The sequence below is a fragment of the Kitasatospora sp. NPDC048715 genome, from assembly GCF_043198905.1.
Taxonomy (GTDB): domain Bacteria; phylum Actinomycetota; class Actinomycetes; order Streptomycetales; family Streptomycetaceae; genus Kitasatospora; species Kitasatospora lactacystinica.
On sequence record NZ_JBICVH010000004.1, the window covers coordinates 144,266 to 170,831 of the forward strand.

The window sequence follows — 26,566 nt, forward strand, 5'->3', positions numbered from 1 at the left end:
TGCTGGGTGACGAGCTTGCGAGCGACAAGGGGACCGGCATGACCACGCAGCGGACTTTCTCCCAAGAGGACAAGGAATACGAAGCGTTGTACGCGGGGCGCGCGTCCTTCGACGGCGCCGCCCCCGGTGAGGTGCTGATTCCCTGGGACATCGGCGAGCCCCAGCGAGCCGTTGTGGAGCTGGCGCGCGCGGGAGGCTTCAGCGGCAAGGTGCTCGACGCGGGCTGCGGACTGGGTGAGAACGCCATTCTGCTGGCGGGCCAAGGGTACGAGGTGACCGGCGTGGACGGTTCGCCCAGCGCGATCGAGCAGGCGGCGCGACGGGCCGGGGCCCATGGCGTGCAGGTGCGGTTCCTGACCTCGGACGCCACCGAACTGGACGGTGTCGGAAGCGATTTCGACACCGTGCTCGACAGCGGCCTCTACCACTGCCTGAACGACGAGCAGAGGTCGGCGTACGCTGCCGCGCTCCACCGGGTGTGCCGGCCGGGTGCCGTGCTCCACCTGTTCTGCTTCGCGCAATCCGTGCCGTCGGGGACGCCGATCGTGGAGGAGGCCCTGATCAGCGAGGCCAACCTGCACGCGAACCTCGGCCGGTACTGGGAGATCCAGGACATCTCCGAAGCCGTCTTCGCCACGAGCTTCACCCGCGAACTCCTGGCCAAGCTGGGCACGGCGGGTGCCCAGGACACCGGTGCCAGGCCGGGCCCGGACGCGATCCAGGTGGACGAACGCGGGCGGGTGCTGACACCGATGTCCTACGTGCGTGCGCAGCGCGGGTGAGGCCCCGCCGTCCTGGGCCGCGTGGGTGGCGCGGCCCGGGACGCAGGGCCCGGACCCGGTGGACGCGCCCGAGGAGCGGCTCGTCGAGTTGGTCCGGGCGGTCCAGGGCATGGCGCCGAACGCCAGGGGCTGCCCCCTCCGCAACACGCATGCGGAGTTTCCCGACCCGGACCATCCGGCGCATCAGGTTTCCCTGAAGCACTTCCGGCGCGTGCGCGAGCAACTGCGGGACCTCGCACGCAGGACTCCGGCCGCGGACCCGGACCGGCTGGGCGACCGGATCATGCTGATCATCGACGGCGTCTACGTGAACGGGTCGACCCTGGGTTCCACCGGTGCCGCGGAAGCGGCCGTCGGGCTCGCCGGTGACGTGGTCCGGGCGGAAATCGCCGCCGCGGCCGGCTGAGTTCCCTTCTCCGCCTTCCTTTCCCGATTTCTCTCTTTTCCCGCCACCCCGTCCAGGGGTGAAGTCTGCCCGCGGGCGGGAGCTTTCCGCCGCGCGGAATCTCACGACTCAGTGTTCCGAGGAGGACCACGGTGAAGACCATTGTTGTCACGGGGGGCACGTCCGGTATCGGGCAGGCGCTCGCGAACACCTGTCTCGGCCGGGGGGACCGGGTGGTCGTCATCGCCCCGGATCCGGTGAAGGAGAATCAGTTCCTCGACACGGCACGGAAGTTGGGCGCAGCCGACCGTGCCGTCTTCGTCGAGGCCGATCTCAGCCTCGTCAGCGAGAACCGGCGCGTCGTCACGGAGATCACGGACCGGTTCGCGGCGGTGGACGTACTCGTGCTGTGCGCGCGGTACTTCCGCAGCCATCGGATGGTGACCTCCGAAGGGATCGAGCACAATTTCGCGCTGTACTACCTCAGCCGGTACCTGCTCGGATACGGCCTGGCCGATGTGATGAACAAGGCCGAAACGCCGGTCGTGATGAACATCGCCGGTCCTGGGGTGGGGGCGCCGGGCATCCACTGGAACGACCTCGGCTTCGAACGCGGCTACGACGGCTGGTCGGCCATGTTCCAGGGCGGCCGGCTCAACGACCTCCTCGGTGTCTCGTTCGCCGAGGGAGGGAGCACGCGTCGCGCCCGGTACGTGCTGCTGTTCCCCGGCGGGACACGCACCGGCTTCGCGGGCGAGTTCGACGCCGCCACCGCGGCGCACATCGAGCAGATGAAGCGGGCCGCGCAGCCGGTCGAGTTCACCGTCCCGCCGATCGTCGAGATCATCGACGCTCCGCCCCGGGAACCGCTGAGCGCCTTCGTGGAGGGCACACCTCTCAGTCTCCTCCGCCCGGCGTTCGACAAGGGCGCCGCGGCACGGCTCGACAGCATCACACGGGACCTCCTGCGCGACACGGCAAGCGCCTCATGACGAACGGTCCGCAGCCGGTGCCCACGTTCCGCCGAATCGCCCCCGCGCCGTCAGGAAGGCAGTGAACGCCATGACCGAACCGGTGTCGATGCCCCACAACCACCGTCGGGCCGAGTGTCCGTTCCGGCCCGGGGCCGCGCTCGTGGAACTGCACGAGGACCCGTCGCTGCACCGGGTTCCGGTGCCGAACTCCCAGCTCGGTGAAGTCGGAGCCGTACTCGTCACCCGTGAGGACGACGCCCGCACCGTGCTGTCCGACGCCCGCCACGAGGTCGGGTCAGCAACTCGCCCGCCTCGAACTCGGCATCGCGCTGCGCGCGTTGTTCCGTCGCTTCCCCGGCCTGCGGCTCGCGGTCCCGTTCGAGGAGATCGAGTACCGCACGGAATCACTGGTGTACGGGGTCAAGAGCCTTCCCGCCGAGTGGTGATCCGCCCGGGGGACGCCCCGGGCGGAACGTCGCACGCGGGTGAGCCGCCCTCCTGGCCGGAGGGCGGCTCCGGGCCGCTCGCGGCAGCGCGGTCGGGGGTCAGCCGCGCGGCCGCCGCCCCTGCACGACGCGGATGCGGCATCGGTCCCCCGGGAGCCGAGCAGGCCGACTCGCCGTCCATGGCGCCATGGTGGCGCTTTTGTGAAGAATTCGGCGCCGCAAGAATGAAACTTCCGCCGTATCTCAGTCCTTGAAACGAAACGTTGACTTTTTTGAGATCGACTCCGTACGGTGCGCCCGGCGTCGGGGCCCGGGAGAGCGGGAGGATTCTGTACGGGACCTCGGGGACCTCGGGGGGCGTCCTCGGCGAAGGTGCTCAGGGGCGGCCGGCGGTCTCCCGGTGTGCCTCGACGGTGACGGCGAGCCGGACGGCCGCGTCCGACCAGGTACGGGCGGCGGCGTCCGGGTCGCCCGCGCGCACGGCGTGGGCGAGGGCGCGCAGGAGCTCGGCGGTGGTGGCCAGGCCGCCGCGGTCCAGCCGGGCGGCGGTGCGGTCCAGGCGGGTCAGGGTGGGGCCGTCCGGGTGGCGCAGGCCCCGGTGGGCGGTGTCGGCGAGGGCGGCGAGCGCCTCGGCGAGGTCGGCGGCGACGGGGTCGGCCGACGGCGGTGCGGCGGGGCCGAGGGCCGTGGACGCGGTGCCGGGAGCGAGGTCGGGGACGACGACGGTGCCGCCCGCGAGGAGCGCGACGGGCTCCAGGACGGTGCGGCCCGCCGCCCGTCGGAGGGTGGCGCTGACGTGGGTGACGGCGCCGGACCCGAGCGCCGCGGCGAGCGCGTCGAGGGAGCCGGGGCAGGCCGGGTCGTAGGTGGCGGCGAGGGTGGCCGGGTTGCCGGCGGCGTCGCGGACCGCGGCCTCCAGGCGCTGCTCGGCGGCGTCGTACCGGACCCCCTCGACGGCGGAGAGCCGCACCACGTGCAGGGACTCGGCGGCGATGCGGGGCCGGATCAGCCGCGGCGGCCGGCCCTCCAGGGTGCGCAGGTGGGCGTCGAGGTCGGTGAGCAGCAGCGGGGCGGGCAGGTCGGTCCAGGAGCCGCCGACCGGGGTGACGGTGGTGGCGGCGGTCCGACCGCGGCCGAGGCGGAGTTCACGGGCGGCGCTGCGGACGGCGCTTTCGCTGACCACGTTGCCGGCGGCGAGGGCGTCGAGGCGGTGGCCGGCGATCCGGCGGGCGGCCAGCGCGTGCCCGGTCGGCGGACGGCCGTCGGCCGGGACGTCCCAGCCGCGGCGGAGCACCAGGACGGTGCCGGCGGCGGGGTGGGCGAGGTAGACCTCGGCGGACCGGGTCGTCGCGGTGCCGCGGATCCGGCAGCCCAGTGCGGTCAGGCGGATCCGGCGCAGCGGGGTCTCGGCGGTCTCCCGGACACCGAGTACCTCCGACCTGGACGCGCCGGGGCGGGCGGCGGCGCGGTGACGGGCGTGGAGCTCGGCCAGCAGCAGGGCCAGCTCCTCGGGCCGGTGGTCGGCGGACCGGGCGGCGTACGCGTCGAGCTGGCCGATCAGGTCGGCGACCAGGCCGGCCGGCCAGTGCAGGGAACGGTCGGCGAGTTCGTCGCGCACCCGGTGGAGATCGGCGGTGAGGACCGGCCCGGCGTGCACGGCGCCGTCGAGCAGCAGCTCGCGGGCGAGACCGAGGGCGGCGTCCAGGACCGGCGGGATGCCCGCATCGGGCTCGGGACGGCCGCCGAGGGTGACGGCCGGGCGGCCGTCGGCGGCCCGGAACGCCCAGACCGCGAGGGCGATCATCTCGCCGCGGCGGTCCTGCGCGGCGTCGGTCACCGCGAAGCCCAGCTCGCCGGGGACGGGGAACCGGACGGTGCAGGTGGCCAGTTCGGCGACCGGCTGCGGATCGTCCGGGCGCGCGTGGTGCAGCCGCGCGGCATAACCGCGCTCCAGCGTCCGGCGGGCGGCGGCCACGGCGCGGGCGCCGACGGCGGCGGTCAGCGCCTCGTCGTCCAGCGCGCCGGGGGACCACGCGGGGGCGGGCGCGGGGGTGTCGGGCGTGCCGGGGCTGCCGGAAGCGGCGGGGCCGGGGCGAGGACCCGGTGGGGCGGCGTCGGCGTCGTCGGCGGCGGCCTGCTGATGGGCGAGGACCAGGGCGATCCGGTGGCGGCACACGCCCGGGGCTCCGCAGGTGCAGCTGCCGCCGTCCAGCCCGGTGCCGGGCGGCAGGACGACGGAGTTGCCGTCCGGGCAGCTGCCGCGAAGCGTGCCGTTCGGGTCGAGGTCGGGCACCGGCCCGTCGCCCGCGGCGACTTCGCGGGCGGCGCGCTTCACCAGGCCGCGATTGGCGAGTGCGGCGAGCGTGTCGGTGTCCAGGGCGAGCAGATCGGCCCGCGTCGCGGCGGTCATCGGCCGAGCCGCTCGGCGACGAACTCGGCGAGCATCCCCGGCGTCATCGCGCCCACGTGCGCGCCGGCGTCCGCGAGCTGCCCGGCCAGCTCGCGGTCGTACGCGGGGGCGGCCTCCTCGTCCAGCGCGGCGAGTCCGAGCACGGTGGCGCCCTGCCCGGTCAGCGAGCGGACGGTGCGCAGCAGCCGGTACCGGTCGCCGCCCTCGTAGAAGTCGCTGACCACCACGAGGACGGTGCGCCGCGGGTTCTCCACCAGACCGGCCGCGTAGTCGACGGCACGGGCGATGTCGGTGCCGCCGCCGAGCTGGACCCGCATCAGCAGCTCCACCGGGTCGGTGACGTCGGAGGTGAGGTCCACCACCTGGGTGTCGAAGGCGACCAGATGGGTCTTCAGGCCGGGAAGGCTCCACAGGCAGGCCGCGGTGACCGCGGAGTGGATCACCGAGCCGACCATGGAACCGGACTGGTCGACGAGCAGGATCAGCTGCCACTGCTCCAGGTGCCGGCGGGTGCGGGAGTGGAAGTGCGGGCGTTCGATCAGGATCCGCCGCTCGGCGGGCCGGTAGCGGCCGAGATTGGCCCGGACGGTGCGGCGGAAGTCGAAGTCGCGGGCGAGCGGGCGGCGGCTCGGGCGGGCGGACCGGGCGCCGGTGAACGCCTGGCGCAGCTCCGGGGTGAGGCGTTCCATCAGCTGCCGGACCACCGCGGCCACGATGCGGCGGGCCTGGCCGAGCAACTGCTCGTTCATCAGGTGCTTGGTGCGGAGCACGGCGCGCAGCAGGGCGGCGCTCGGCTCGACCCGCTCCAGGACGGTCGGGTCGGTGACGATCTCGTCGATGCCGTAGTGCTCGACGGCGTCGCGCTCCAGGCGCTCGATCGTCTCGCGCGGGAAGAGCCGGTGGATGTCGTCCAGCCAGTCGACCGCGGTGACCCGGGACGGTTCCGCGCCGGCGCCGCGGATGCCGCGGCGGTCGAGGTCCTCGTCGCGGCCGTACAGCCACTCCAGGGCGGCGTCGCGGGCGGCGCCGTCGGCGCCCGGGCTGCCGGTCCAGGGCTCGGCGGGGGAACCGAGGACCAGGCGCCAGCGCTCCAGGGCGGGGTCGGGTGCCGTTGCGGGGGCCGGCTCGGGCGCGGTCACCGGGCGCTCCGCAGGCCGTGGCGGTCGAGCAGGGCGGTCACGTTCTCCTCCAGGGCGCGGGCGGCGGCCAGGTGCGCGGGGTCGGCGGTGGTGCGGAGCAGGGCGCGGGCGGAGCCGCGCAGGCCGCGACGCTCGATCAGACGGCGGGCGATCCGTTCGCGCTCGCGCGGCGGGAACCAGGCGAAGGCCTGGCGCAGGGCGGGGAGGGCGATGAGGAACTCGGCGTCGGTGAGCTCGGCGAGGACGGAGTCCACGGCGGCCAGCAGGGAGCCGTCGCCCGCGTCGGCGGTGACCTCCTCCCGGGCGAGTGCGAACAGGCCGGCCAGCCAGTCGCCGAGCGCGCCGGGGTCGCCCGCGGCGTGCAGGGCGGCGGAGGCGAGGTCGGGATCGGCCGTGGGGGTGAGGGCGAGGTGGAGGCCGTGGGCGCCGCCGCGCAGGTCGGCGGGGGCGTGCGGGTCGCGGGCGATGCGGAGGGCGAGGGCGGCGGCGTCCTCGGGGGTGACCGTGAGCAGGTCGGGGGCGTGGCACAGCGCGTCGCGGACGGCGGCGAGGGCGGCGAGGCGCGCCGGGTCGGTGCCGGAGCGGCCGTGCGCGCCCTCGACCAGCCACAGGACGCGGGTGACGGCGCCGTCGACGACGGCGGCCAGCAGCGGGCTGCGGGCGGTGCCGTACACCCGGTCGTGCCGCCACAGGCCGAGCGCGGTGGCGAGGACGGAGCCGAGGGCACCCGGGTCGGGGTGGCGGGCGAGGACGGCGGTGAGCGCGGTCAGCAGGCGGTCGGTGAGGGCGGTGGCGCCGCACAGCACGGTGTCGAGGAGCAGGGCGGCGAGTTCGGTGTCCGTGGGCCCGGTGGTGCGGGCCCGTTCGGCGAGGACGGTGGCGGCGGCCTCGTCGAGGGTGGCGCCGTACGCGCCCGCCTCGATCAGGGCGGCGTCGCGGCCGGTGTCCGGTCCGGCTTCCCAGCGTTCGGTGGTGACCGGGTCGGCGCCGTGGGCGGGGCCGGCGGTGCGGTGGCGGCCGGGCACGCCGAGGACGCGCAGCCGGTGCAGGGTCCGGCTGGCCGTCAGACCGTCCTCGGTGGTGAGCTCGCAGGTCAGCGGGCGGGTGCCGGTGGCCCCGATCGCGGCGAGCCGGGCGGCGGCGTCGTGGACCAGCGGCGGGGCCGGGGTGTCCGGGTGCAGCCGCCCGGTGCGGGAGCCGCTGCACGCGGCGACCATCTCGACCACCACCGGGTGGCTGCCGGGCGCCAGCGGGGTGCGCTCCGACCAGGGCAGCGGCCGGGTCAGGTCGTCCTTGACCAGCGCGCCGGCCAGGCCGTCGAGCACGTCGGTACGGGCCGGCACCGGGTGGCCGCGCAGCGCGGCCAGGCCGCCGGTGAGCGCGGCGGCGGCGACCAGGTCGGCCGTGGAGACGGGGTGGCGGCGCCCGCGCAGCCGCGACACCACGGACTGCCGCAGATGGTCGGCGGCGGCCTCGGGGCCGTCCTCCCACAGCCGCTGGTAGTAGGCGGGCGAGGGCATGCCCGACTGGTAGCCGGCGAAGGCGTCCAGCTGCCGGAACGAGTAGGGCACCAGGTAACTGCCGGACACCGCGCCGGGTCGCGGCGCCGGCAGCGCGGGCCGGCCGGGCACCTCCGCGGGCCGCTCGGCGAGGGTGCGGAGCGCGGGGGTGTGGAAGCCGCCGGTGACCACCAGCACGGTCGCTGGTCCCGCCTCGGCCAGGACGGCGCGGATCCAGGCCGCCATGTACGCCTCGCGGGCCCGGTCGCCCTCGTCCGCCTCGGCGTCCCCGCGGACCAGGTCGAAGTAGGCGTCCAGTCGCCCGGCGAGCCCGTCCGCCGGCGCCACCTCGAACAGGCCGTCCCACAGCGCGTCCACCGAGCCGGTGCCGAAGCGCGAGCACAGCCGGGCGGTGGCCTCGGCGTACCGGGCCTCCGCGTCGGCGTACCGGTTGGCGCGCAGCTCGAACGCCGGGTGCCAGGACGGCAGGTCGACGAAGAGCACCTCCGCGCCGGCCGCCCGGCCCTCCCGCAGCGCCACCCACTCGGGCGAGTAGTCGCACAGCGGCGTCCAGGTGGTGGCGGTGCGCTCGGCGTCGCGGTAGTGGCTGAACACGGCGATCGGCAGGTCGTGGCCGAGGGCCAGCTCGTCCAGGCGGCCGTTGAGGTCGGCCGGCCCCTCGACGAGCACGTACGCGGGCCGCAGCCGTCGGACGGTGTCCGCCACCAGACGGGCGCAGGCGGGGGAGTGGTGGCGGACCCCGAGGAAGACCGCGGGCATCAGCCGGCCAGCAGGTGGCGGGCTTCGTGCACGGCGTGCCAGTGCGGGCCGCGCCGCCGCGGGACCCGCTGCTCCAGGTAGCGGCGCAGCCGGGCCAGGTCCTCCGGACTGTCCTTGGCGGCGGTGCCGGCCAGGCTGGCGACCAGGTCGGCCGCGTTGCCGGCCTCGCCGCGCAGGTACCAGCCGCGCAGCCCGACCGCGTGGGCGACCGAGACCGCCTCCGCGGTGCTCATCACCGCGGACAGGCGGTCACCGCCCTCACCGGCCCGCAGCTCGCGGAACGTGGTGACGAGGACCTCCAGCAGGTCCCGGTCGGGCGCGGCGGCCACCCCGGAGCGGCGCAGCAGGTGCGCGGACTCGGCCTCCACCAGGGCGAGTTCGGTGTCCAGGTCGGGGATCGGGAAGACCGTCTCGAAGTTGAACCGGCGCTTGAGCGCCGCGCTCATCTCGTTCACCCCGCGGTCGCGGGTGTTGGCGGTGGCGATCACGTTGAAGCCCTGCTTGGCGAAGACCATCCCCTCCGGCCCGTCCAGTTCGGGGATCGCCACCACGCGCTCGGAGAGCAGGGACAGCAGTGAGTCCTGCACCTCCAGCGGGCAGCGGGTGATCTCCTCGAACCGGACCAGCCGGCCGTCGGCCATGCCGCGCAGCATCGGCGCGGGCACCAGTGAGCGGGTGGAGGGGCCCTCGGAGACCAGCAGGGCGTAGTTCCACGAGTACTTGATCTGGTCCTCGGTGGTCGCCGCGCCGCCCTGTACGGTCAGCCGGGAGGTACCGCTGACCGCCGCCGCGATCAGCTCCGACAGCAGCGACTTGGCGGTGCCCGGCTCACCGACCAGCAGCAGGCCGCGATTGGTGGCCAGGGTCACCAGGGCGCGCTCGACCAGCGCCGGATCGCCGACGAACTTGCGGGCGATGCCGGCCGCCTCGTCGCCGACGATGAACCGGCGGGCGGCGCGCAGGCTCAGCTCCCAGCCCGGCGGGCGCGGGTCGCGGTCCTCGGCGCGCAGCGCCGCCAGCTCCTCGGCGTACCGGATCTCGGCGGGCGGCCGCTGGAGCTGCTCCTCGGCGGTGGTGGTCATGGCGGCCCTCCCGGGGTGGTTCGCGTGGCTGTCGGCGAGGTGGTGCGCCGTCACGGCGTGGTCGGCTCGGTCAGCTCGGTCAGGTCGGCGATCACCTCGGAGGCGATCACCGGGTCGAGCTCGGCGAAGGCCGGCAAGGTGCGGTTGTGGGTCCAGTAGTCGCCCGGGCGGGTGTCGAGCCACACCCTCTCCACCTGCTGCTCGGGATACACGTCGTGCATGCCGACCGCGATGCCGTGTTCCGGTGCGAGCACCACGTAGCGGTCCGGCCCGACCCGGCGGGACAGCCAGCGCTCCACGCCGGCGTCCTGGGGCTCGCCGCGCTGCCAGCCGCGCCGTTCCATGCCGACCAGCCGGGTGGTGGGCAGCACCGGACCGTTCTCGAAGCGGGTGAGGCGGTGGCCGGCCCGCTCCTCGTCGGTCAGCGCGTACACCGGGCGGCCGAGCTGGCGGAACGGCTGCAGGATCTCGTAGTCGGCGAACAGCTCCGACCACGCCGCGAGCTCCGCACCGAGCAGCAGCGGGTGGGCCAGCCGGACGGTGGCCCCGGCGGGCAGCACGAACACCTCGTCCGCGACGTCCGCCAGGGTGCGGTCCTCGGCGACCCGGAACGCCGTCGTGGCGCCGTCCGCCTCGGCCAGCCACACCAGCCGGCGCACCAGGTGCCACAGCAGCGGATGCCCGACGAAGAGCTGGTCGAACTCCTCCGCCGTCCATGAGCGTTGGGTGATCATCGCCTCCTCCAGCCGGCGGATCTGGTCCCCCGCCACCGTGCGGACGTCCTTCTTCAGCGCGGCGAAACGCTTGCGCTCGGCGGGCGCCAGCTCGGCGTCGTCCCTCACCCCGGGGACCGGCAGGTCCTTGCGGCGGGCGCCGTCCGCGTCACGAACGTACGGCTTGAGCTGCTCGTCGAAGCCCACGGTGAACGTCCGGCTGCCGTAGTCGACGACGGTGGTGCCATCGGCGTCCAGCCCGAAGTCCGGCACCAGACGGTCCGACAGCTGCTCCCCGGACAGGCCGAGCCCGGCCGCCACCTCGGCGATCTTCTCCTGCGCCCGCGCCTTGAGCGCCTTGAACTTCACCCGCTGCGCGATGCCGTGCAGGTGCAGCAGGGCCACGTCGGTGCCGATCGCGGCCAGCACCTCCAGGCCGTCCACCGCGCGGTGGTGCGCCCCCTCGCCCGGCCACGCCCGGAGCACCGGCGTCAGCCGGCGGACCGTCCCGTCGTCACCGAGCCGGCCGAGCGCGTGCAGCGCCCACCCGTCCTCGGACGGCATGCCGGCCATCCGCCACTGCTCGAACACCGCCCAGCCGAAGGCCGTCAGCGACTGCGGCTCGCACACCTCCGCCACCTGGTCGAGGCCCGGGTAGAACGCCCCGGGCTTCGACAGTGCGAGCATGGTGAGCACGTGCCGCACCGTCTCGACGGGCAGCGCGCCCTCGCCGCCGCGCACCAGCAGCTGCGGCAGCATCATCGGCTCGGCCCAGTCGCCGAGCTGGGGCAGCTTCGCCGGCAGCAGGTTCACCAGCGGGTCGGCCGACAGCAGCGCGCCCACCACCTCCTGCGCCTGCGGCCCGTACTCGCCGGCCACCGCGTGCACCGCCGGGGCGCCGTGCGCGGCGGCGATCAGCCGCAGGGCGTGCTCGGCGTTGCGCCGGGCCGCTCCGGCCTTCCCGGCCGCGGCCGGAACCAGCAGCCGGGCCGCGTCCAGGCCGTGCCGGACGAACCAGGAACGGGCGGTGTCCCCGGCCGACTTGAGACGCACCAGCCAGTCCGCCATCGTCTCGGCCACCCGGACGTCCAGGTACGGCAGCAGCAGGGACGCGTGCGCGGCCGGGTTCTGCAGCGCGGCGGCCCGTATCGGCCCGAGCGCGTCCGGCCCGAAGCGGGCGGCGACCCGGCGCAGCGCGCCCGTGGCGTCCCAGATGTACTCCTCGCCCCGCCACTGCGCGATCAGCGGACGGCCCAGCTGCTCGTCGCCGTACGCGAACAGCGCCAGTTCCTCGTGCCGGTTGGAGTAGTGCCGCGCGGCGTCGGACTGCCCGTCCGCGGCCCGCATCGTGCCGGCGATCCGCTGCCAGTCGGCGTCCGACCAGCTCGCGTACCAGGACTCGGAGACCGCCCACGCCTCCCGCTCGCCCGGCAGCCACCGCAGCTGCGTCTCCTCCGGCGGGGTGAGGCCGGTCAGCACGCGGGGCCTGGCCGTGGAGCGCGGCCGGGTCCACGGCGGGCTGGTGAACAGCTCCGGCAGCGAACCGGCCGGGACGTCCGGCACCCGGTCGCCCGGATCGGTGAGCGGCCCGACCAAGGCTGCCTGCTCCGGCGCCAGCTCCGGCAGCAGCTCGACCGCGGTCGCGCGGTGGGCGGCGACGTGGGCGGTGAGGAGCTGACGGGCGAGCCGCTGCGCGGCCGGATCGGTGGACGCCGCCGCGGCCTCCGCGAGGAGGCGCAGGGCACGCCGGGGGAAGCGGCGCATGGCCGCCACCAGGGCTCCACGGGCCGCCTTGCCGTTCTCCTGATGGGCCAGCAGCCCCCGAAAGCCCTGGTCGGAGGGAAGCTCGGCGATCGCGTTCAGCAGCTGCTTCTGCTTGTCGCTGTAGAGGTGGTTGTTGGCCAGGGCGTGCAGCAGCAGCGGTGCGGCGCCGCCCTGGAGACCCTCCGCCACGGTCGCGATGATCTCGGTGGACCAGCCGTCCCAGCCCAGGCTCGGCAGCTGGGGGAGCTTCTCCAGCGGCTCGGCCGAGGAGAGCGAGCACAGCAGCATCGACCACTCGGCCGAGTCCAGCCGCGCGCCCGACGTCACGCACTCCTCGGCCCAGTCGGACTCGGACGGCACCAGGTACGCCGCCGCCACCAGGCGGGACAGGTCGGTCCGGCATCCGGCCAGGGCCTCGACCGCCGTGCGGTGGGTCTCCTCGTCGCACGCCGCCAGCAGCGACCGGACACGATCCGCGGCGGGGCGGTACGCCGCCACCGCCCGGGTGGCCGCGCGCCGGACGCGCGGGTTCACGGCGCGTGAGCCGTTCCAATCGGTCTTGACGGCCACCGCGAACAGCTCGGCGGTGGCCCTGGCCGCGAACGGCAGGCCGAACTCCGCCACCCAGGCGTCGGCGGCCGTCCGGACCTTGTTGTCGGCGGAGACCGCGAACACCGCGGCCAGCACCGCCGCGCCGACCGGGTTCCGGCTGCCGGAGCGGTGGGCGCGGGCGGCCTCCACCAGGTCCGCGTCGCTGAGGTTCGAGGTGAGCGCCTGCTCCAGCCAGTCGTCCATCCGCCGCAGCGAGGCGTGGTACTCGTCCACGGCGTTCTTCGCCGCGGCGGCCGGCGGGCGGGAGACGCCGCCCCGGCGGGGGACCAGGGCCCTCCGCCAGGCGTCCGGCAGGACGAAGGCGTCCTCGTCGACCGGGACGTCCGGGGCGTCCGGGGCGTCCGGCAGCTCGGGGGCGGCGGCCGGCGGGGTCGCCGGGGCCTGCGGGGTCGACGGGGTCGACGCGACGGGCCGGGGGACGGGCGGCGGGACGGGCGCCGCGCCGGCCGTGGTCTCCCGGTAGCCCTTGCGCTCCTTCTCGGCGACCGTCCTGGCGAAGTGCGCCTGCGCGGCCTCCGCGGTCGGGAACTCCTTGCTCTGCTCCCGCCCGGCGGTGCCGGACCGGCCGTAGCGCACGGTCACCGCGGCACCGTCGACCGCGGCCTCCCAGAACTTGTCCGAGCCGCCCTCGACGAACTCCCAGCGCCGCACAGCTCCGCCCCTCTCCTCGACACGTTTGATCAGGGAAGGAACAGTAGCGAGGCCCACCGACAGGCCGACCGCCGGAGTGCTGTCGCGGCGGCCCGGCAGGCCGCCCACGGCGGGGTTCGGAGCGGCGGGGAGCGGCGGGGTCCGGAGCGGCGGACGGTCTACCGGGCGGGCCGGCTCGCGGCCAGCAGGTCGTGCAGGAGGGGGAGCAGGTCCTCGGAGTCGGCCTCGGCGAGCTCGCCGAACGCGCCGCTGGTGCGGGCCAGGACGATCCCGGCGAAGGCCGCGGCCGCCAGTTCGGCCCGCAGCCGCGGCCGGTCGGCCTGTTCGGCGGTGAAGCGGTCCTGCAGCGGCCGCACCAGCCGCTCGTGGAGGTAGGTGCGCGCTGCCCGCTGCACCTCGGTGTTGTCGCCGGGCAGCACCGCGGCCTGGAAGGTCGGGCCGGGGCCGCGCCGGGAGAAGCGTTCCAGCAGGCCGCGCAGCCGGTCCTCCTCCAGGAGGTCGGCCGGTGCCGTGTCGCCCAGCTCCATCTGGACGGCGGCCAGGTAGAGCTGCGTCTTCCCGCCGAAGTACCGGGCGATCAGCGCCGGGTCGACGCCGGCCCGGTCGCCGATCTCCCGGATGGTGGTGCGTTCGAATCCACGCTCGGCGAAGAGTTCCGTCGCCGCCCGGACCAGGAGGTCCCGGCTGCGGGCGGCGTCGCGGCGCCGGGGTGCCGCGGGCTCCGGTCGGCCGCCGTTCGCGGCGGCGGACCCGCCGGCCTCGGGGGCTGCGCCGGCCTCGGGGGTGGCGTCGGTCACCGCTCTGCCCCGGCCCGCAGGACGGTTGCCTCGCTCCCGCCGACAACCATGTCGTCGATGCTCTCTTCCACGATCAGCCCCTCGTCCACGCGCGCACCCTTCCGGGAGCCGGTCGCGGCACCGAGCCGCGGCAGGACGATCGTAGCCAGGCCGATCACCACCCACACCGCGCAGCCGATCAGCGCCGCGTCCCGGTAGCCGCTGTCGGTGGGCAGCTGCCGTCCCGGCGCGGTGTGCGCCTGGAGCACGGCGCCGCACAGCGCGCTGCCGGTGGAGTAGCCGACGTAGCGCAGCACCTGGTTGAAGCTGACCGAACTGCCGACCTCGTGGGCCGGCACCGCGTTGACGATCAGCCCGGGCATCACGGCGAAGGTGCAGCCGACGCCGAGTCCGGCGATCGCCATCACCACCATGAGTTCCCAGAGGTGGTCGCGGGCGGACAGGAAGAGCAGCACCGACACCAGCGAGACCGCGCAGCCCAGCGGGAGCACCAGGGCGGAGGAGGTGCGCCGGGCGAGCCCGGGGACCACCTTGCTGGACAGCAGGCTGGCCGCCGAGAACGGCAGCAGGACGAGGCCGGCGACCACGACCGAGGCGCCGAGGCCGTAGCCGGCGGAGGTCGGGGTCTGGATGTAGCGGATCACCAGTGACATCAGCAGGTACATCCCGACGCCGGCGACCAGGCCGGCCACGTCCGCGGTCAGGACGACGGGGTTGCGCAGCGCGCGCAGGTCGACCAGCGGGTGGGCGGTGCGCAGCTCGTGCCACAGCCAGCCGGCCAGCAGCAGGAGGGAGAGGACCGCCACCGTCCGCAGCCGGGCGCTGTCCCAGCCCCAGGTCTCGCCCTCGCTGAGCACGAGCAGGAGGCCGACCAGGGCCAGGCCGAGCAGCACCGCGCCGGGCACGTCCAGCGGGCGCCTCTCGCGGTCCGTGGTCGGGGGCAGCACCAGGGCGGCCAGCAGGAGGGCCAGGGCGCTGATCACGGCGCCGAACCAGAAGCCCGCGTGGATGCCGAAGGACTCGGCGATCAGGCCGGTGATCGGGTAGCCGAGGCCGACGCCGGCGACGGTGGTGATGGACAGGAGCGCGACCGCCGAGCGGGAGGCCGCGGGGCCGAGGCTGTCCCGTGCGGTGGCGATGGCCAGCGGGGTGAGTCCGAGCCCGACCCCCTGCAGCGCGCGCCCCGCGACCAGCCAGCCGAAGCCGAGCGGCAGCGCGGCCAGCACGCTGCCGAGCACCACCACGGCGGCGGCGGTGAGGGTGACCGTACGGCGGTGCGGTCCGTCGCCCAGACGGCCGAGCACCGGGGTGGTGACCGCTCCGACCAGCATGGTGATGGTCAGGGACCACTGGGCTTCGGAGAGCGAGACGTGGTCGACGGCCGCGATGGTGGGGATCATCGGCGCGCCGAGACTGCTGATCACCGCCACCACTGCGCTGAGGAACACCAGGACGGGCACCAGCGCCCGCTCACGGCGCGTCGACAGGGTCTCCATCGGCGTGTCCTTTTCGTCGGAGATCGAGTGGTCGAACCGGGGGCTGGAAGTCCCCGGAATCCAGCCGTGTCCGATGGGAGGTGCCACCCGTTGTCATCATGCGATGTCATCACATGATGACATACTCCGGCCGTCGAACCCCGGGCGGAGCGGCAGCGGACGGCGCGGACACAGCGGTGGCGCGGCGGTGGTGCGGATCGGCGCACGTCACCGGTGGTCCTGATCGGCGCCGGCCCGAAAGGCGGAGGAGGACTGCTGCCCGGCCGGAAGGCACGCGTGTGACGATTCCGCCCGCTGACCGACGATCTCCGCGAAGGTCATCCGCCCATGACCAGCGTGAGTCCACCGACATCGGGGCACGCCGGGCCCGCGACCTGCGGCTTTCTGTTGCACGCGGCTCAGTGGGTTCGTGTGCCGCCCAGTGTGATGGTGTGTGGCACGCGACCGCCGCGGCAACGGCGTCCGCCCCGGCGGTACTCACCCAGGGGTGGACCGGCGGCCCCGCCCCGGTCACCTCCGCGAGCGTGACCGGGGCGGAGTCCCGCCGGCGGCGGGGGGTGAGCCTGCCGTTCCTCAGGACACGCTGAACCTCAGAAGGAGGCGGGGGCACGGCGCCGCGACCTCGTCCTCAGGAGGAGGGCCCCATGCCGCGAGTGCGGCGGAAACCCCCTGCGGGCCGGATTCCAGATAGCAGATCATGTTCACCGGGTACCGGCTGTTGTCGAACATGTAGCGGTCCATCGGCGTCGGCTCCTCGCTTATTCGCAGCCCGCGCTCTTCGGGTGGGCCGATCCGGTGCCAGTCGGGATGCAGATGGATGGAGCCCAGGATCTCGACCCCGTCACGGTCCGCCTGCCGGTGAATACGAAGCAGATCCTGCGAGCTGCACCAGAATCCCCGGCGGGGGTTTCGGTAGGCGCTTCCGAAGCACGGCTCTATGGAGCGCGAGAACTCTTCGAGCGCCATCGGGTCGGTGGCACGGACGTTGGTCGCGAACTGGACCGAGGTGATGGCCGCGACACCGTCGTCGACGGTGCCGAGCAGGAGGGCGAAACAGGAGGGTGGTTCCTGCGGGGTACAGGCCTCGTATTCATCGCGCGCTACTGAGATGAACGACTTGAGGGCGTCGAATCCGATCAGGGAGGTGTGGGGGGTGAGGGTCACGGCGGCTCCTCCTCCTTCAGCCGACGTGCGCATGGTGGTCCGCCGCGGTGGTCCGTGAAGCGAGATCCAGCGAGCGAACCTCGGCCGGGGAGAGTTCCAGGGTCGCCCCCGGGGTCAGTTCGGCGAGCTGCTCGGGCGTCCTGCTGCTGGCGAGCGGAGCGACGACATGGGGCTGCGCCCTCAGCCAGGCCAGGGCCACCGCGGCGGGGGCGGTGCCGTGCTCGGCGGCGATCGTGTCCAGCGTCCGGAGCACCGCGCGGCCGCGGGGCGTTTCGCCGTACGGTCGTGCCGCGTCGCTGCGGACGCTGGGAACGGCGGGTGCGCCTTCGCGGTACTTGCCCGTCAGGAAGCCCTGTGCCAGGGCGAAGTACGGGACGCAGGAGACGCCCTCGCGCTCGCAGACCGGGGCGATCCCACTCTCGAAGGGCTCGCGTTCCATGAGGTTGTAGGGAGGCTGGACCGCCACGTACGAGGCGAGCCCCGAACGCTTCGAGACCTCAAGGGATTCGGCCAGCCTGGGGCCGCTGATGTTCGAGGCGCCGATATGGCGCACCTTTCCTGCCGTGATCAGCGTGTCGAGTGCGGCGAGGGTCTCTTCGAGGGGAGTTTCCGGGTCGTCCGCGTGCGTGTAGTAGAGGTCGATATGATCCGTCCGCAGACGGCGCAGGGATTCCTCCACCGCCTGGTGGACGACCTTCGCCGTGAGCCCGGACAGTCCGTTCAGTCGGCCCACCTTGGTGGCGATGACGAAACGGTCCCGCTGACCGCGCGCGGCCAGCCATTTGCCGAGGATGGACTCGGACTCCCCGCCGGTGTTTCCGGGGGCCCACTGGGAATAGGAGTCGGCGGTGTCGATGAAGTTCCCGCCCGCGGCGGCGTAGGCATCGAGGACGCGGAAGGACGTCCGCTCGTCGACGGTCCATCCGAAGACGCTGCCGCCGAGGCAGAGTGGAAAGACGTCGAGCTCGGAATGTGCGATGGCAACCAATGGACGCTTTCTGGTTCTTACCGGATTCGGTGGTCGATTCCGGTGCGGAGGGTGTGGCACGGGGGGCGTGGCTCGGCGCGACTTCCCACGTCGCTCCCACCTGAGGGGTCGGCTGACGCCCCCGCCAGCAATTTCCAATGAATTGCGCGCACTTGACAGTCAGTCAGTGCGGGAACCGATACTACCTTCGGTCCGACGCCATGCCGAGGCGTCGGCCGGATTCCGTCGTGGTCGGGGGGTGCGCCTGCGCCGTCGTTCTGCGCTCGAAACGCTCGACGGCGAGGCCGCCTCGGTGGTTACCGGGCCGAGGCGGGTCGCGGCGGGTCGCGGCCGGGGCTTCCGCAGGTCGAGGGGCATTCCTGGACGTAGTCCTACCTGCCCGTCAGTTGTTCGGGCCGTACACCATCGTCACCGGCGCGTGGTCGCCAACCGTCGGGCTGCGCCCGACGAAGGTGAGGCAGGGGTACGGCTGGGGTCGAGCCGTTGGTAGCCACGTGGATTGACGATTGGCCTCACACCTGAACGGCCATCAGATGGTCAACGCGCCAGCGGATGGACACCTTTTCAGCCGGGGCCGGCAGCCGCCCGCCCGACCTCGTTCGCCGGGTTCACTGCGGCCAGCCTCAGCCCGGCACCTCCAGCTCGACATCGCCGATCCGCAGGCCCAGTCGGCGGTGGAACCGGGTCCCGGTCCTTCGGGCGCCCTTCAGGTTCTTCGCGAAGGCCTTGCGCTGGGCCGGGCTCGCGGAGCGCCAACGCAGCTCAAAGACCGGGCGTACCGGCGGGATGAGTTCCCGCACCCGTTCGTCGACCCCGGCGAGGCGGTCCTCGTAGCCGTCGTCCGGCCGGTACACCAGATCGAGGTCGACCGACGGTTCGGTGCCACCGGCCTGGTAATGACAGGTCGTGAGCCATTGGGTGATGTAGTCGAGCGCGATCCGCACAGAGGAGGAGATCTGCTCCTGCCACTCACCGAGGTAGGGCGCGTTCACCGACTCCGCGGTCACCTCCTCCGGCATCACGATCAGTCCGCGTACGGCGGTACCGAGCAACTCGACGTGGATGCGCGGCCACAGGCCGCTCGCGTCGATCCGGAAGGAGGGGAAGTGCCCCGCTATGCCGATCCCCGTCCGTAGGTTGGCCCAGTTCATCGCGTCGACCGGTAGCCGGTCGGGCGTGTACGGGCCGGCGGTCCGATGCCCCAGCTGACTGGCGCGCATCATGAACACGGCCTCGAACTCGTCGCCCCGCAACGTCATGCCGACGGGGAAGAACGCCCCGATCTCGCCCATGAACACCTTGCCGATGATCAGGGCTTCGATACTGGACCCACCCGGGTTCATCGCCACCTCCTCCATCGCCGCGGTGCCCGCTTCTCCGGCGCCTGACCGCGTACGCTGTCCAGCTCGGCCCGCACGGCGAGCGTGTCCGGGTGGCCGTCGCCCAGCCGCAGCCTCCGTTTCGCCCACACCTCGCGCAGGACCGGTTCGGCGTCGCCCGGCCGTCCGAGCCGGTGGTGCACCCGCGCCAGCCCCACCCGGGCGTCGAGCGTCCGTCCGTCGTCGCGGCCGAAGCGCTTCACGAGCCGGGGCAGCAGATCGGCGTACACCCGTTCCGCCTCCGCCTGCTCGCCGCTCGCCGAGAGCAGGGACGCGAGCCTCGCGGTCGCCTCCAGGGTGGCCGGGTGGTCCGGCCCGAGGTCCTGGGCGCGCTCCCCGGTCACCGCCCGGACCAGCGCCAGCGCCTCCGGCACCCGGTGTAGATCGGTGAGGACCCCGGCCCAGCCGAGCATCGCGCCCTGGGTCTCGACGTGGCCGGCGTCCCAGAGGTGGGAGCGGACGTCGACGACCAGTCGCCAGGCGTGCTCGGCCGCGGCCAGGTCGCCCTCGCGATGCAGGAGCAGGGCGGCCTCAGCGAGTGTGACGAGGTCGTCCTGGAGCCGCTCGGTGAAGACGCCGGTCCAGAACCCCTCGGACCGGTTCAGCTCGGCCTCCGGCCGGAGCAGCAGCGCGAGCCCTTCGGCCGTGCTCGGTGTGTCGGTCGGCTCCCGGCTCGCCGCGTCCTTGGCCACGCCGTGCCGGTACAGCGAGTGGCCGGTCTCGGTGCGCGAAGAGATCTTGTCCAGTTCGCCGACGAGTTCCAACGTACGGGTGGCGGCCTGACCTTGCCGGCGACCGAGGCGGGCGCATGCCTCGGCGAGCGCCGGGCGGCTGTCCGCACGGGAGGGCATCGGAACGGCCACCTCGGTCCGCAGCTCGTCGAGCACGGGCTCGGCCTCCAGCTGGGAGCCGGTCGCCGAGTCGAAGTCGTACTCCCAGTCCAGGGCCCAAGTCAGCAGGCGCCCGCGCTCCTCGCCAGCGAGGAGCAGGGCACCGTCGGGGGCCAGCTCGACGCGCGTGACCGCACCCGAAAAGCCGGTGAAGGACCGCAACAGACTGCCGGTCGCCAGGTCCCACAACCGGGCTGTCCGGTCCTCCCCGCCCGTCGCCGCGAGCCGGAAGTCCGGTGTGACGGCCAGGGTCAGCACGGGGCCGGTGTGCCCGGCCAGGACCCGGACGCAGCGAGCGGCGGCGACGTCCCAGAGCCGGACGGTGCCGTCCGCCGAGCCGGACAGCACCTGCCGCGCGTCCGGGCTCGGCAGGACGTCGACCACGGCGTCCGTGTGCCCGGTGAGCACGGCCTCGCACTGCCCGTCGGTGGTTCGCCAGACCCGCACGGCGGCATCGGCGCCACCGGTCACCACGAACCGGCTGTCGTCGCTCAGCCGCGCGGCGCCGATCCACTCCTGGTGCCCGCCCAGCACCCACCGGAGCTCGCCGTCGCACAGGTCCCAGATCTTCACGCTGACGTCCTGGCCGCGCGAGAGCCCGTAGCGGTGATCGGCACCAGCGGCCACGTCCAGCACCGCCCCCGGGTGCGCCTTCCAGCGCCCGATGGTCCGGCCGCTGCCGATGTCCCAGGCCGTGACCGCGCCGCCGGCGGTTCCCGCGAGAGCCACTCGGCCGTCCCGGCTGACCGCGACGTAGTACACGCGGTCGCGGGGATTGGTGAACAACTGGACGATCCGCCCGTCGCGCGGATGCCAGGCGACCACCCGGCCGTCCTCGCCTCCGGACACCGCGAGCCGGCCGTCGGCGGTCATCGCCACGGCACTGAGGAGGCCAGTGTGCAGGCTGAGCGTGTGCAGCAGTTGCCCGGTCCCGACGTCGAAGACCCATGCTTCGGCGTCGTTCCCGTTGCGGGCGAGCACGATGGGGCTGCAGCCGCTGAACTCCAGGGCCCACGACCGGCCGTCCTCCAGGTTGATCCGGCCCGCGGTCCAGGCGTCGGCGAGCTCGGTCCGGCGGCCGAGGGCACCGAGCCGTCGCCAGAGGCGCACCGCATCGGCGTGGCGCCGGTGCCCGGGCAGCGCGCGGGCGGCGCGGATCCGGGCGGCCGCGTCGCTGGGCCGGCCGGCACCGGCCAGCGCGGCGGCCTCCGCCAGCAGTTCGGCGGCCCGCGCGGCGATGGCCGCGATGGCCGGGGCCTCGTGCGGGCGGACGTAGCTCCACGGTGCCGACGGCCCCGCGGGCGGCAGCTGCCACACTCGCACCGACTTGCCCTCGGCGGTCACGGCGACCCGCCCGGCCGCGCTCAGTACGACCTCCTTGGTGTCGGGCGCCGGGTCCAGGGACAACCGGCACCGGCCGGTGTCCAGGTCCCAGACGCGTGACGGCTCGTCGCGGCCGCCGCTGGAGAAGCCGACCGTGCCGTCCTGGTTGACGGCGATCCGGCCGAAGCCGGTCTTCAGGCTCCGCTGGGTCTCGCCGGATGCGAGATCGACCAAGCGGACGTCGGTGCTGCCGAGGCCGATCGCGGCGAGGCGGCCGTCGCCACTGAACCGCGCTCCGCTCAGAACGCCGTCGAACCGGTGCACCAGCTCGCCCGTGCGGACGTCGTACACGGAATGCGTGCGGCGCCGGTGGTCGATGACGGAACACAACGTGCCCTGGGCGCCGAGGACGTCCGCCTGCCGCTCGAACCGCCGGACGTCCAGGGCCTGGCCCGTCCCGAGGTCCCAGGTGACAGTCTCGCCCTCCAAGTCGCTGGTGACCACGTGCCGCTGGTCCGCCGTCAGCGCGGCCAGGGTCACCCGACCGAGGTTGCCGGGAAGCTCGAAGCCGGCCCCGGCTTCGAGGTCGAGCACGAGCGCTCCCCCGCTTCCCCCGGCGACGACCAGGAGCTGTCCGTCGTCGCGCACCGCCAGGGTCGAGGCCAGGTATCCGTCCAGCCGCAGCTGCTGCCGACACTCGCGTGCCGGGACGTTCCAGACGCGCAGCCCACCGGAGCGGTCGGCCGAGACCGCGACCCGGCCGTCGGGGGTCAGCGCGAGGGCGGCGATCCAGTCCTCGTGCTCTTCCGGCAGGACGGACTGCGCGGGCGAGGGCGCAGACTCGACCGACGCGAGCGCGGCGGCGACCTGCGGGTCGCCGGGCATCCGGGCAGCCGCCTCCCGCAGCAGCGCGGCCGCCGCGACCGGGTCGCCGCGTTCCCGGTGCACCAGTGCGAGCAGATACGCCCCCGCACCGTCACCCGGATCCCCGAACCGCACGGACTCCAGTTCGTCGACCAACTCGGCATCGGTGATCACCCCGGTCCGCCACCGGTGCAGGCCGCGGTTGTAGCGGGCGTGCGGGTGGTGCGGATCCGCTCGCAGGGCCCGGGCCCACAGCTCCTCGGCGCTGTCGCGACGGCCGAGGTCCAGCATGGACAGCGCGTGGTTGGACAGGCCGTCGGCGAGCAGGGTGGCCGCTGCCGGGGCACGCCGGGGGTAGGGGCCGATCTCTTGCTCGTGGACTCGGACCAGGCGCTCCGCGAGCGGCCCGAGACGGTCCGGGCGGGTGGCCGGGTCCTCGGCGAAGCACTCGCGAAGCAGGTCCGCCACCTCGGCCGGCAGCGGCGCGAGCGCGTCCGGGGCCCCGACCCGGGCGAAGTCGGCGAAAGCGGCGCCGGCCTCGGTCCCGTCCGCCACCGGTGGCCTGCCGAGGAACATCTCGAACACGGTAACCGCCCAGGACCAGACGTCCGTGGCCGTCGTGAGCCCGCCCGGCGAGCGCGCCTGTTCGGGCGAGCAGTACGCGGGCGTCAGGCCGCCGCGGCTGACGAAGGCAGCGGAGTCCCCGGCGCCCTCCCCGGTGGCCATATGGGCCCGGGCCATGCCGAAGTCGGTGACCTTGACCGTGCCGTCCCGGGTGAGCATCACATTGGCGGGCTTGACGTCCTGGTGCACGACCCCGGTCGCGTGCGCGTGGTCGAGCCCCCACGCGGACTGGATGGCGACGTCCAGCAGCGATCCCAGGGGGTCGTTCCGGTAGAGGCTCCGGCTCCGGACGGCTTCGGCCAGGCTGCCGCCGTCCGCCCACTCCGCGAAGACCCGGGGCACGCCGTCGACGGTCCGGACGTAGACGCAGTTCGCGATGTGCGGGTGCAGGCCCAGCCCGACCCACACCTCGGCCTCCCGTGCGAAGTCCCGGATCGCGTCCAGCGAGCGGACCAGGGCCTGGCGCGGGGTCTTCACCGCGAGGTCGATCTCCCAGCCGCGGTGCCGGACCCGGTGCACCAGTCCCATGCCGCCGGTGCGTACCACGTCCAGGACCTCGTAGAGGTCGAGGACCACGTCGCCGCGGCGCCAGGTCGCCATCGCCGTCAGCCGATGGTGGCCACGTACACAGGTGTCCCGAGCAGCACCGACCTGGCCGTTCCGTCCGGGCTGTCGCCGTGCAGCAGGCGTTTGGCCACGAACTCGACGTTCTGCGTCGGCCAGCGCAGGCTCGCCACGGCGCCCTGCACCCGGGCGAGCGCGGCGCGGTCGGCCCGGTCGACGTCGCCGTCCACCGCGTCGGCGACGTACTCGTCCTCCAGGTCCGAGGTGGCTCCCAGTCCGTCGAGCATCGATGACATCATCGAGCGCCCCACCCCGCGCGCCTCGGCGTCCGGGACGGAGTCGCACACGTGCTTGTACGAGCCGCCCAGCCCGACGACGGTGTCCTCGCTCCGCCCGCCGAAGAACACCAACGAGGAGGTGGGATCACCGGGGAACGCGCCCCAGCGCATCGGCAGCATCCCCCAGAAGAACTGGCCCGGCTCGTCCACCGAGCCGAGGTCACCGTGATCGCGCAGGTACTCGACGACGGCCTCCAGCCGGCGGATCCGGTCATCGGACGGGCCCTGGGTCGTTCGCCTCGCCGACAGCACCGTGAGATTCACGCCCAGCTCCGTCTGGCGCTTCGCCCCGAACCCGGGGTCGATCTGCGGCAACAGCATGTCGACCTTGCTGTCGCTGACGTAGACGTAGTAGCTGAACGACATTTCCCGTCCCCTCCCGGCCGTGGCTCTGTCCCAGCGTAGCGACTATCCATGGCGATCCGTCAGATTCTCCGGGCGGGCACCGCGGGACCGATGGCGCCGCGCTGCTCGAACGTCCCGGCCGCCGACCTGGGACCACGGGTCCTCGCCTTCGCTGATCGGCACCGCTTCGCACCCCTGGAGCCGAGGGGAAGGTCGCCCGGTGCGCCGGGGCCGCTCGCCGGGTCGGCGGAGCGGACGCCGCGGAACTCGTCGACCGCGGTGTAGTCGTGCTTCGAAGGCGGCCGGAGGAAGGTGACGTGGTCAGGGGGCCCTGGAGGTCCAGGGGCCTGGCGTCGTACCGCACGGCGCCGGGGTGAGGTGGTGGAGGCGGCGGGGTGGGGGATGGAGGCGCGGGCTTCGGCGGCTCGTTGGCGGCGGGTGTCCAGGTCGTCGGCGTACCAGGTGTCGTGCAGGGCGCCGGGGTGGTCCCAGGTGCCGTTGATGAGGTCGAGGGCGGTGTTTCCGGCGCTGCGCTGGAACTCCGCCTTGATGGCGGCCTGTTGGAGCGCGGTCTGGATCGCGGCGAGGTCGAGGCGGGTGATCAGGACGCTAGGGGTGTTCGGTTCGCGGGTGGGCAGGGGGCCTTGGGGAGTGGGGAGACCCCGGTGTCGAGGCGGCCGAGGTTGTCGACGGTCGCGTTCTGGGCCTCCCTCGACATGGTCTGCATCTCCTGGTGCAGCCAGTAGAACTCGTCGAGGTCGGCCTGGGTGATGCGTATCCGCTGGTACAGGGCCTGGAAACGGGGGTCCCGGTGGAGCGGGAGCATGGCGGGTACGCGGGATGAGCCAGCGCGTCGTCGCGAAGCACCGGGGCTGGAGCCGCAACACCGTGCACCGCTAAACCGACACGTCCAACGCCTTCGTCAGGACCTCTAAGCCTGCGCCCCGGTGCGACATATCCCGATGCAGGACGTCGTTGACCATCGGGGCTCGACTTGGCTCGTCCTGGTCGCCGGGCCAGGCTGTCCTGTCCCTGATCGCCCTGCAGCTGAACCCCTGGCTGGCATGGGTCGATAAGGTCGGCAGCGTCCTGCGAGGCCGCGTCACGAAGCTGGTCCCGTTCGGCCTGTGCGTACGCTGGCCGCCCGATCGTGACTGTTGCAAAGCGACGCTTTCCCGGAAGAGAAGCTGACTTCCACTCAGAGAATGGCGATCACCGCGTAGCCCCATTCGCGGGGACATGGCAGCTGCGGTCATCGCTCCCGGCAGGTCGCGTGACGACCGCAGCAGCCGACGCCATTTGCCCGAACTTCGCAAAAACTCAATGGAGTTGGTCGCGGTCGAAGAAGGCTGATACCGGTGCGTGGTCGCTCCAGCGTTCGGCATGGGAGGCGGGGCGTTCGACGTAGGCCCTGACGCAGGTGTTCGCGAGCGCTGCGGCATCGACTGGGCCGAGAACCACCACGACATCGCGCTGGTCGATCAGGACGGCACCCAACTGGCCAAGCTGAGGATCAGCGACGACAGCGCCGGCTTCAATGCTCTGCTGGAGCTGCTGGCCCGCTTGGGGGGGGATCTGACGGACGCTCATATCCCGTCACGGGATGATCCACTTCGGAAACACACCATAGCCAATCCCCCGGCTGCTCAGGACCGAGCAGCCGGGGACTCAACTACGCGCGAAGGTGTTCCAGCGCCTTCTCCAGCGCGTCCTCAGCGGCAACCGCCACGTCCGGCTCGACGCCGACGCCCTCCCAGTTGGTGCCGGTGACCGGATTGATCGAGCGGGCCGCCGGCACGGTCACCGTCACATGCGGCGCAACAGGAATCCGAGCCGTCGGGTGGGCGCCACCACGCGTCGTCTGCCCGACCAGCGTCGCACGCTTGAGCACCTTCAGGTTGTATGACAGCTCCTCCCCACCGGAGAACGTGAAGTCGCTGGTCAGCACCGCCACCGGCCGGTCCGAATAGCGTGGCGCGGCGAGGTGCCCAAGGGTCCAGTACTGGCGGGTGGAGTCGGTAGCCCGGTCATAGATGTCGTTGAGGTGCACCTCGTCGTCAGCGAAGAAGTAGCTGCACCACAGCTGCACGCCCTCCGGCGAACCGCCGCTGCACTGCCGCAGGTCGATGACCAACGCCTCGGTGGAAGCGACCAGTTGCATCGCGGCCGCGATCGCGGGACCGCCCACCCCGGCCGGGGGAATCATGCGCAGATCGAGGTAGCCGATGTTGCCGTCGAGCTGCTCCGCCCGCCGGATTCCGTAGTTCTTCTCCCGTGCGTACCGCTCGAACCGGGCCCGGGCGACGTCCTCCGGCTCCTCGTCCATCGACTGCGGCTCCTCGCTCCACAGCAGCCGCAGGTGCTTGTCCGGACACACCCCCTGCAAGTCCTCCGTGACCCGCTCGCACAGCCCCCGCTCGTCCAGGCTCTCATAAGCGCCTTCCGCCAGCCGGTTCCGGATTGCCACTTCAATGGCCGCCGCCTTCTCGGGGAACACGTAACCAGCGGTGATCCGGGCGAGGGCGGCGTCGAGTATCGCTCCATGAGTGATCATTCG

General features: G+C 73.5%; 19 protein-coding genes. 5 read left to right on the plus strand and 14 right to left on the minus strand.

Annotated elements, in window-relative coordinates:
- Positions 1-38 precede the first annotated feature (38 nt).
- The 4 genes from ACGFSC_RS09690 to ACGFSC_RS09705 all read left to right on the plus strand — a co-directional run bounded on the left by ACGFSC_RS09690 (position 39) and on the right by ACGFSC_RS09705 (position 2,587).
- Positions 39-782: a class I SAM-dependent methyltransferase gene (locus ACGFSC_RS09690; RefSeq protein ID WP_380633994.1), complete on the plus strand. Its 744-nt coding sequence runs from the start codon at positions 39-41 to the stop codon at positions 780-782.
- Positions 783-840: 58 nt separating this feature from the next.
- Positions 841-1,188, plus strand: coding sequence for a hypothetical protein (locus ACGFSC_RS09695; RefSeq protein WP_359899679.1), 348 nt, complete (start codon positions 841-843; stop codon positions 1,186-1,188).
- A gap of 131 nt (positions 1,189-1,319) precedes the next feature.
- Positions 1,320-2,159, plus strand: a complete 840-nt coding sequence (locus ACGFSC_RS09700) for an SDR family NAD(P)-dependent oxidoreductase (RefSeq protein WP_359899677.1) — start codon at positions 1,320-1,322, stop codon at positions 2,157-2,159.
- Positions 2,160-2,386: 227 nt separating this feature from the next.
- Positions 2,387-2,587, plus strand: coding sequence for a hypothetical protein (locus tag ACGFSC_RS09705; RefSeq protein ID WP_359899675.1), 201 nt, complete (start codon positions 2,387-2,389; stop codon positions 2,585-2,587).
- 376 nt (positions 2,588-2,963) lie between these two features.
- On the opposite strand, the gene ACGFSC_RS09710 is transcribed toward ACGFSC_RS09705, so the two are convergent.
- From ACGFSC_RS09710 to ACGFSC_RS09770, 13 genes are all read right to left on the minus strand, one after another.
- Positions 2,964-4,997, minus strand: coding sequence for a hypothetical protein (locus ACGFSC_RS09710; protein WP_359899673.1), 2,034 nt, complete (start codon positions 4,995-4,997; stop codon positions 2,964-2,966).
- Positions 4,994-6,136 (minus strand): VWA domain-containing protein, encoded by a 1,143-nt coding sequence (locus tag ACGFSC_RS09715; protein WP_359899671.1) that lies wholly within the window; start codon positions 6,134-6,136, stop codon positions 4,994-4,996. Before ACGFSC_RS09715 ends, ACGFSC_RS09710 begins: the two co-directional genes overlap by 4 nt.
- A complete protein-coding gene (locus tag ACGFSC_RS09720) occupies positions 6,133-8,415 on the minus strand; it encodes a DUF5682 family protein (RefSeq protein WP_359899669.1) in 2,283 nt (760 codons plus the stop codon). The genes ACGFSC_RS09715 and ACGFSC_RS09720 overlap by 4 nt, the downstream gene beginning before the upstream one ends.
- Positions 8,415-9,497, minus strand: a complete 1,083-nt coding sequence (locus ACGFSC_RS09725) for an AAA family ATPase (RefSeq protein ID WP_359899667.1) — start codon at positions 9,495-9,497, stop codon at positions 8,415-8,417. The genes ACGFSC_RS09720 and ACGFSC_RS09725 overlap by 1 nt, the downstream gene beginning before the upstream one ends.
- 50 nt (positions 9,498-9,547) lie before the next feature.
- Positions 9,548-13,237 (minus strand): DUF4132 domain-containing protein, encoded by a 3,690-nt coding sequence (locus ACGFSC_RS09730; RefSeq protein ID WP_359899665.1) that lies wholly within the window; start codon positions 13,235-13,237, stop codon positions 9,548-9,550.
- A gap of 158 nt (positions 13,238-13,395) precedes the next feature.
- Positions 13,396-14,034 carry a helix-turn-helix domain-containing protein gene (locus ACGFSC_RS09735; RefSeq protein ID WP_359899663.1) on the minus strand — a complete coding sequence of 213 codons (639 nt, stop codon included), beginning with the start codon at positions 14,032-14,034 and terminating at the stop codon, positions 13,396-13,398.
- On the minus strand, positions 14,031-15,530 hold the full coding sequence (locus ACGFSC_RS09740; protein WP_359899661.1) for an MFS transporter: 1,500 nt from the start codon (positions 15,528-15,530) through the stop codon (positions 14,031-14,033). Before ACGFSC_RS09740 ends, ACGFSC_RS09735 begins: the two co-directional genes overlap by 4 nt.
- 573 nt (positions 15,531-16,103) lie before the next feature.
- Positions 16,104-16,694 (minus strand): hypothetical protein, encoded by a 591-nt coding sequence (locus tag ACGFSC_RS09745; RefSeq protein ID WP_359899659.1) that lies wholly within the window; start codon positions 16,692-16,694, stop codon positions 16,104-16,106.
- Positions 16,695-16,710: 16 nt separating this feature from the next.
- On the minus strand, positions 16,711-17,682 hold the full coding sequence (locus ACGFSC_RS09750; RefSeq protein ID WP_359899657.1) for an aldo/keto reductase: 972 nt from the start codon (positions 17,680-17,682) through the stop codon (positions 16,711-16,713).
- Between the two features lie 623 nt (positions 17,683-18,305).
- A complete protein-coding gene (locus ACGFSC_RS09755) occupies positions 18,306-19,025 on the minus strand; it encodes a hypothetical protein (protein ID WP_359899656.1) in 720 nt (239 codons plus the stop codon).
- Positions 19,022-23,362, minus strand: coding sequence for a protein kinase (locus ACGFSC_RS09760; protein ID WP_359899655.1), 4,341 nt, complete (start codon positions 23,360-23,362; stop codon positions 19,022-19,024). The genes ACGFSC_RS09755 and ACGFSC_RS09760 overlap by 4 nt, the downstream gene beginning before the upstream one ends.
- A 5-nt stretch (positions 23,363-23,367) precedes the next feature.
- The gene (locus ACGFSC_RS09765) at positions 23,368-24,030 is read right to left on the minus strand and encodes a DUF7019 family protein (protein WP_359899654.1); all 663 of its coding nucleotides are present in this window, start codon (positions 24,028-24,030) and stop codon (positions 23,368-23,370) included.
- Between the two features lie 580 nt (positions 24,031-24,610).
- A complete protein-coding gene (locus ACGFSC_RS09770) occupies positions 24,611-24,835 on the minus strand; it encodes a hypothetical protein (protein ID WP_359899653.1) in 225 nt (74 codons plus the stop codon).
- A 557-nt stretch (positions 24,836-25,392) separates the two neighbouring features.
- Between ACGFSC_RS09770 and ACGFSC_RS09775 the strand changes: the two genes are divergently transcribed.
- A complete protein-coding gene (locus ACGFSC_RS09775) occupies positions 25,393-25,779 on the plus strand; it encodes a transposase (RefSeq protein WP_392862862.1) in 387 nt (128 codons plus the stop codon).
- Here the strand turns inward: ACGFSC_RS09775 and ACGFSC_RS09780 are convergent.
- A complete protein-coding gene (locus ACGFSC_RS09780) occupies positions 25,682-26,563 on the minus strand; it encodes a S41 family peptidase (protein ID WP_359899652.1) in 882 nt (293 codons plus the stop codon). The genes ACGFSC_RS09775 and ACGFSC_RS09780 overlap by 98 nt on opposite strands.
- Between the last annotated feature and the right edge of the window lie 3 nt (positions 26,564-26,566).

Bases quoted from the DNA above. Each gene is read 5' to 3' on its own strand.
- ACGFSC_RS09780 (WP_359899652.1), bottom strand. From the start codon at position 26,563: ATGATCACTCATGGAGCGATACTCGACGCCGCCCTCGCCCGGATCACC.
- ACGFSC_RS09710 (WP_359899673.1), bottom strand. From the start codon at position 4,997: ATGACCGCCGCGACGCGGGCCGATCTGCTCGCCCTGGACACCGACACG.
- ACGFSC_RS09755 (WP_359899656.1), bottom strand. From the start codon at position 19,025: ATGAACCCGGGTGGGTCCAGTATCGAAGCCCTGATCATCGGCAAGGTG.
- ACGFSC_RS09690 (WP_380633994.1), top strand. From the start codon at position 39: ATGACCACGCAGCGGACTTTCTCCCAAGAGGACAAGGAATACGAAGCG.
- ACGFSC_RS09770 (WP_359899653.1), bottom strand. From the start codon at position 24,835: ATGCTCCCGCTCCACCGGGACCCCCGTTTCCAGGCCCTGTACCAGCGG.
- ACGFSC_RS09725 (WP_359899667.1), bottom strand. From the start codon at position 9,497: ATGACCACCACCGCCGAGGAGCAGCTCCAGCGGCCGCCCGCCGAGATC.
- ACGFSC_RS09765 (WP_359899654.1), bottom strand. From the start codon at position 24,030: ATGTCGTTCAGCTACTACGTCTACGTCAGCGACAGCAAGGTCGACATG.
- ACGFSC_RS09720 (WP_359899669.1), bottom strand. From the start codon at position 8,415: ATGCCCGCGGTCTTCCTCGGGGTCCGCCACCACTCCCCCGCCTGCGCC.
- ACGFSC_RS09775 (WP_392862862.1), top strand. From the start codon at position 25,393: ATGGGAGGCGGGGCGTTCGACGTAGGCCCTGACGCAGGTGTTCGCGAG.
- ACGFSC_RS09760 (WP_359899655.1), bottom strand. From the start codon at position 23,362: ATGGCGACCTGGCGCCGCGGCGACGTGGTCCTCGACCTCTACGAGGTC.
- ACGFSC_RS09740 (WP_359899661.1), bottom strand. From the start codon at position 15,530: ATGGAGACCCTGTCGACGCGCCGTGAGCGGGCGCTGGTGCCCGTCCTG.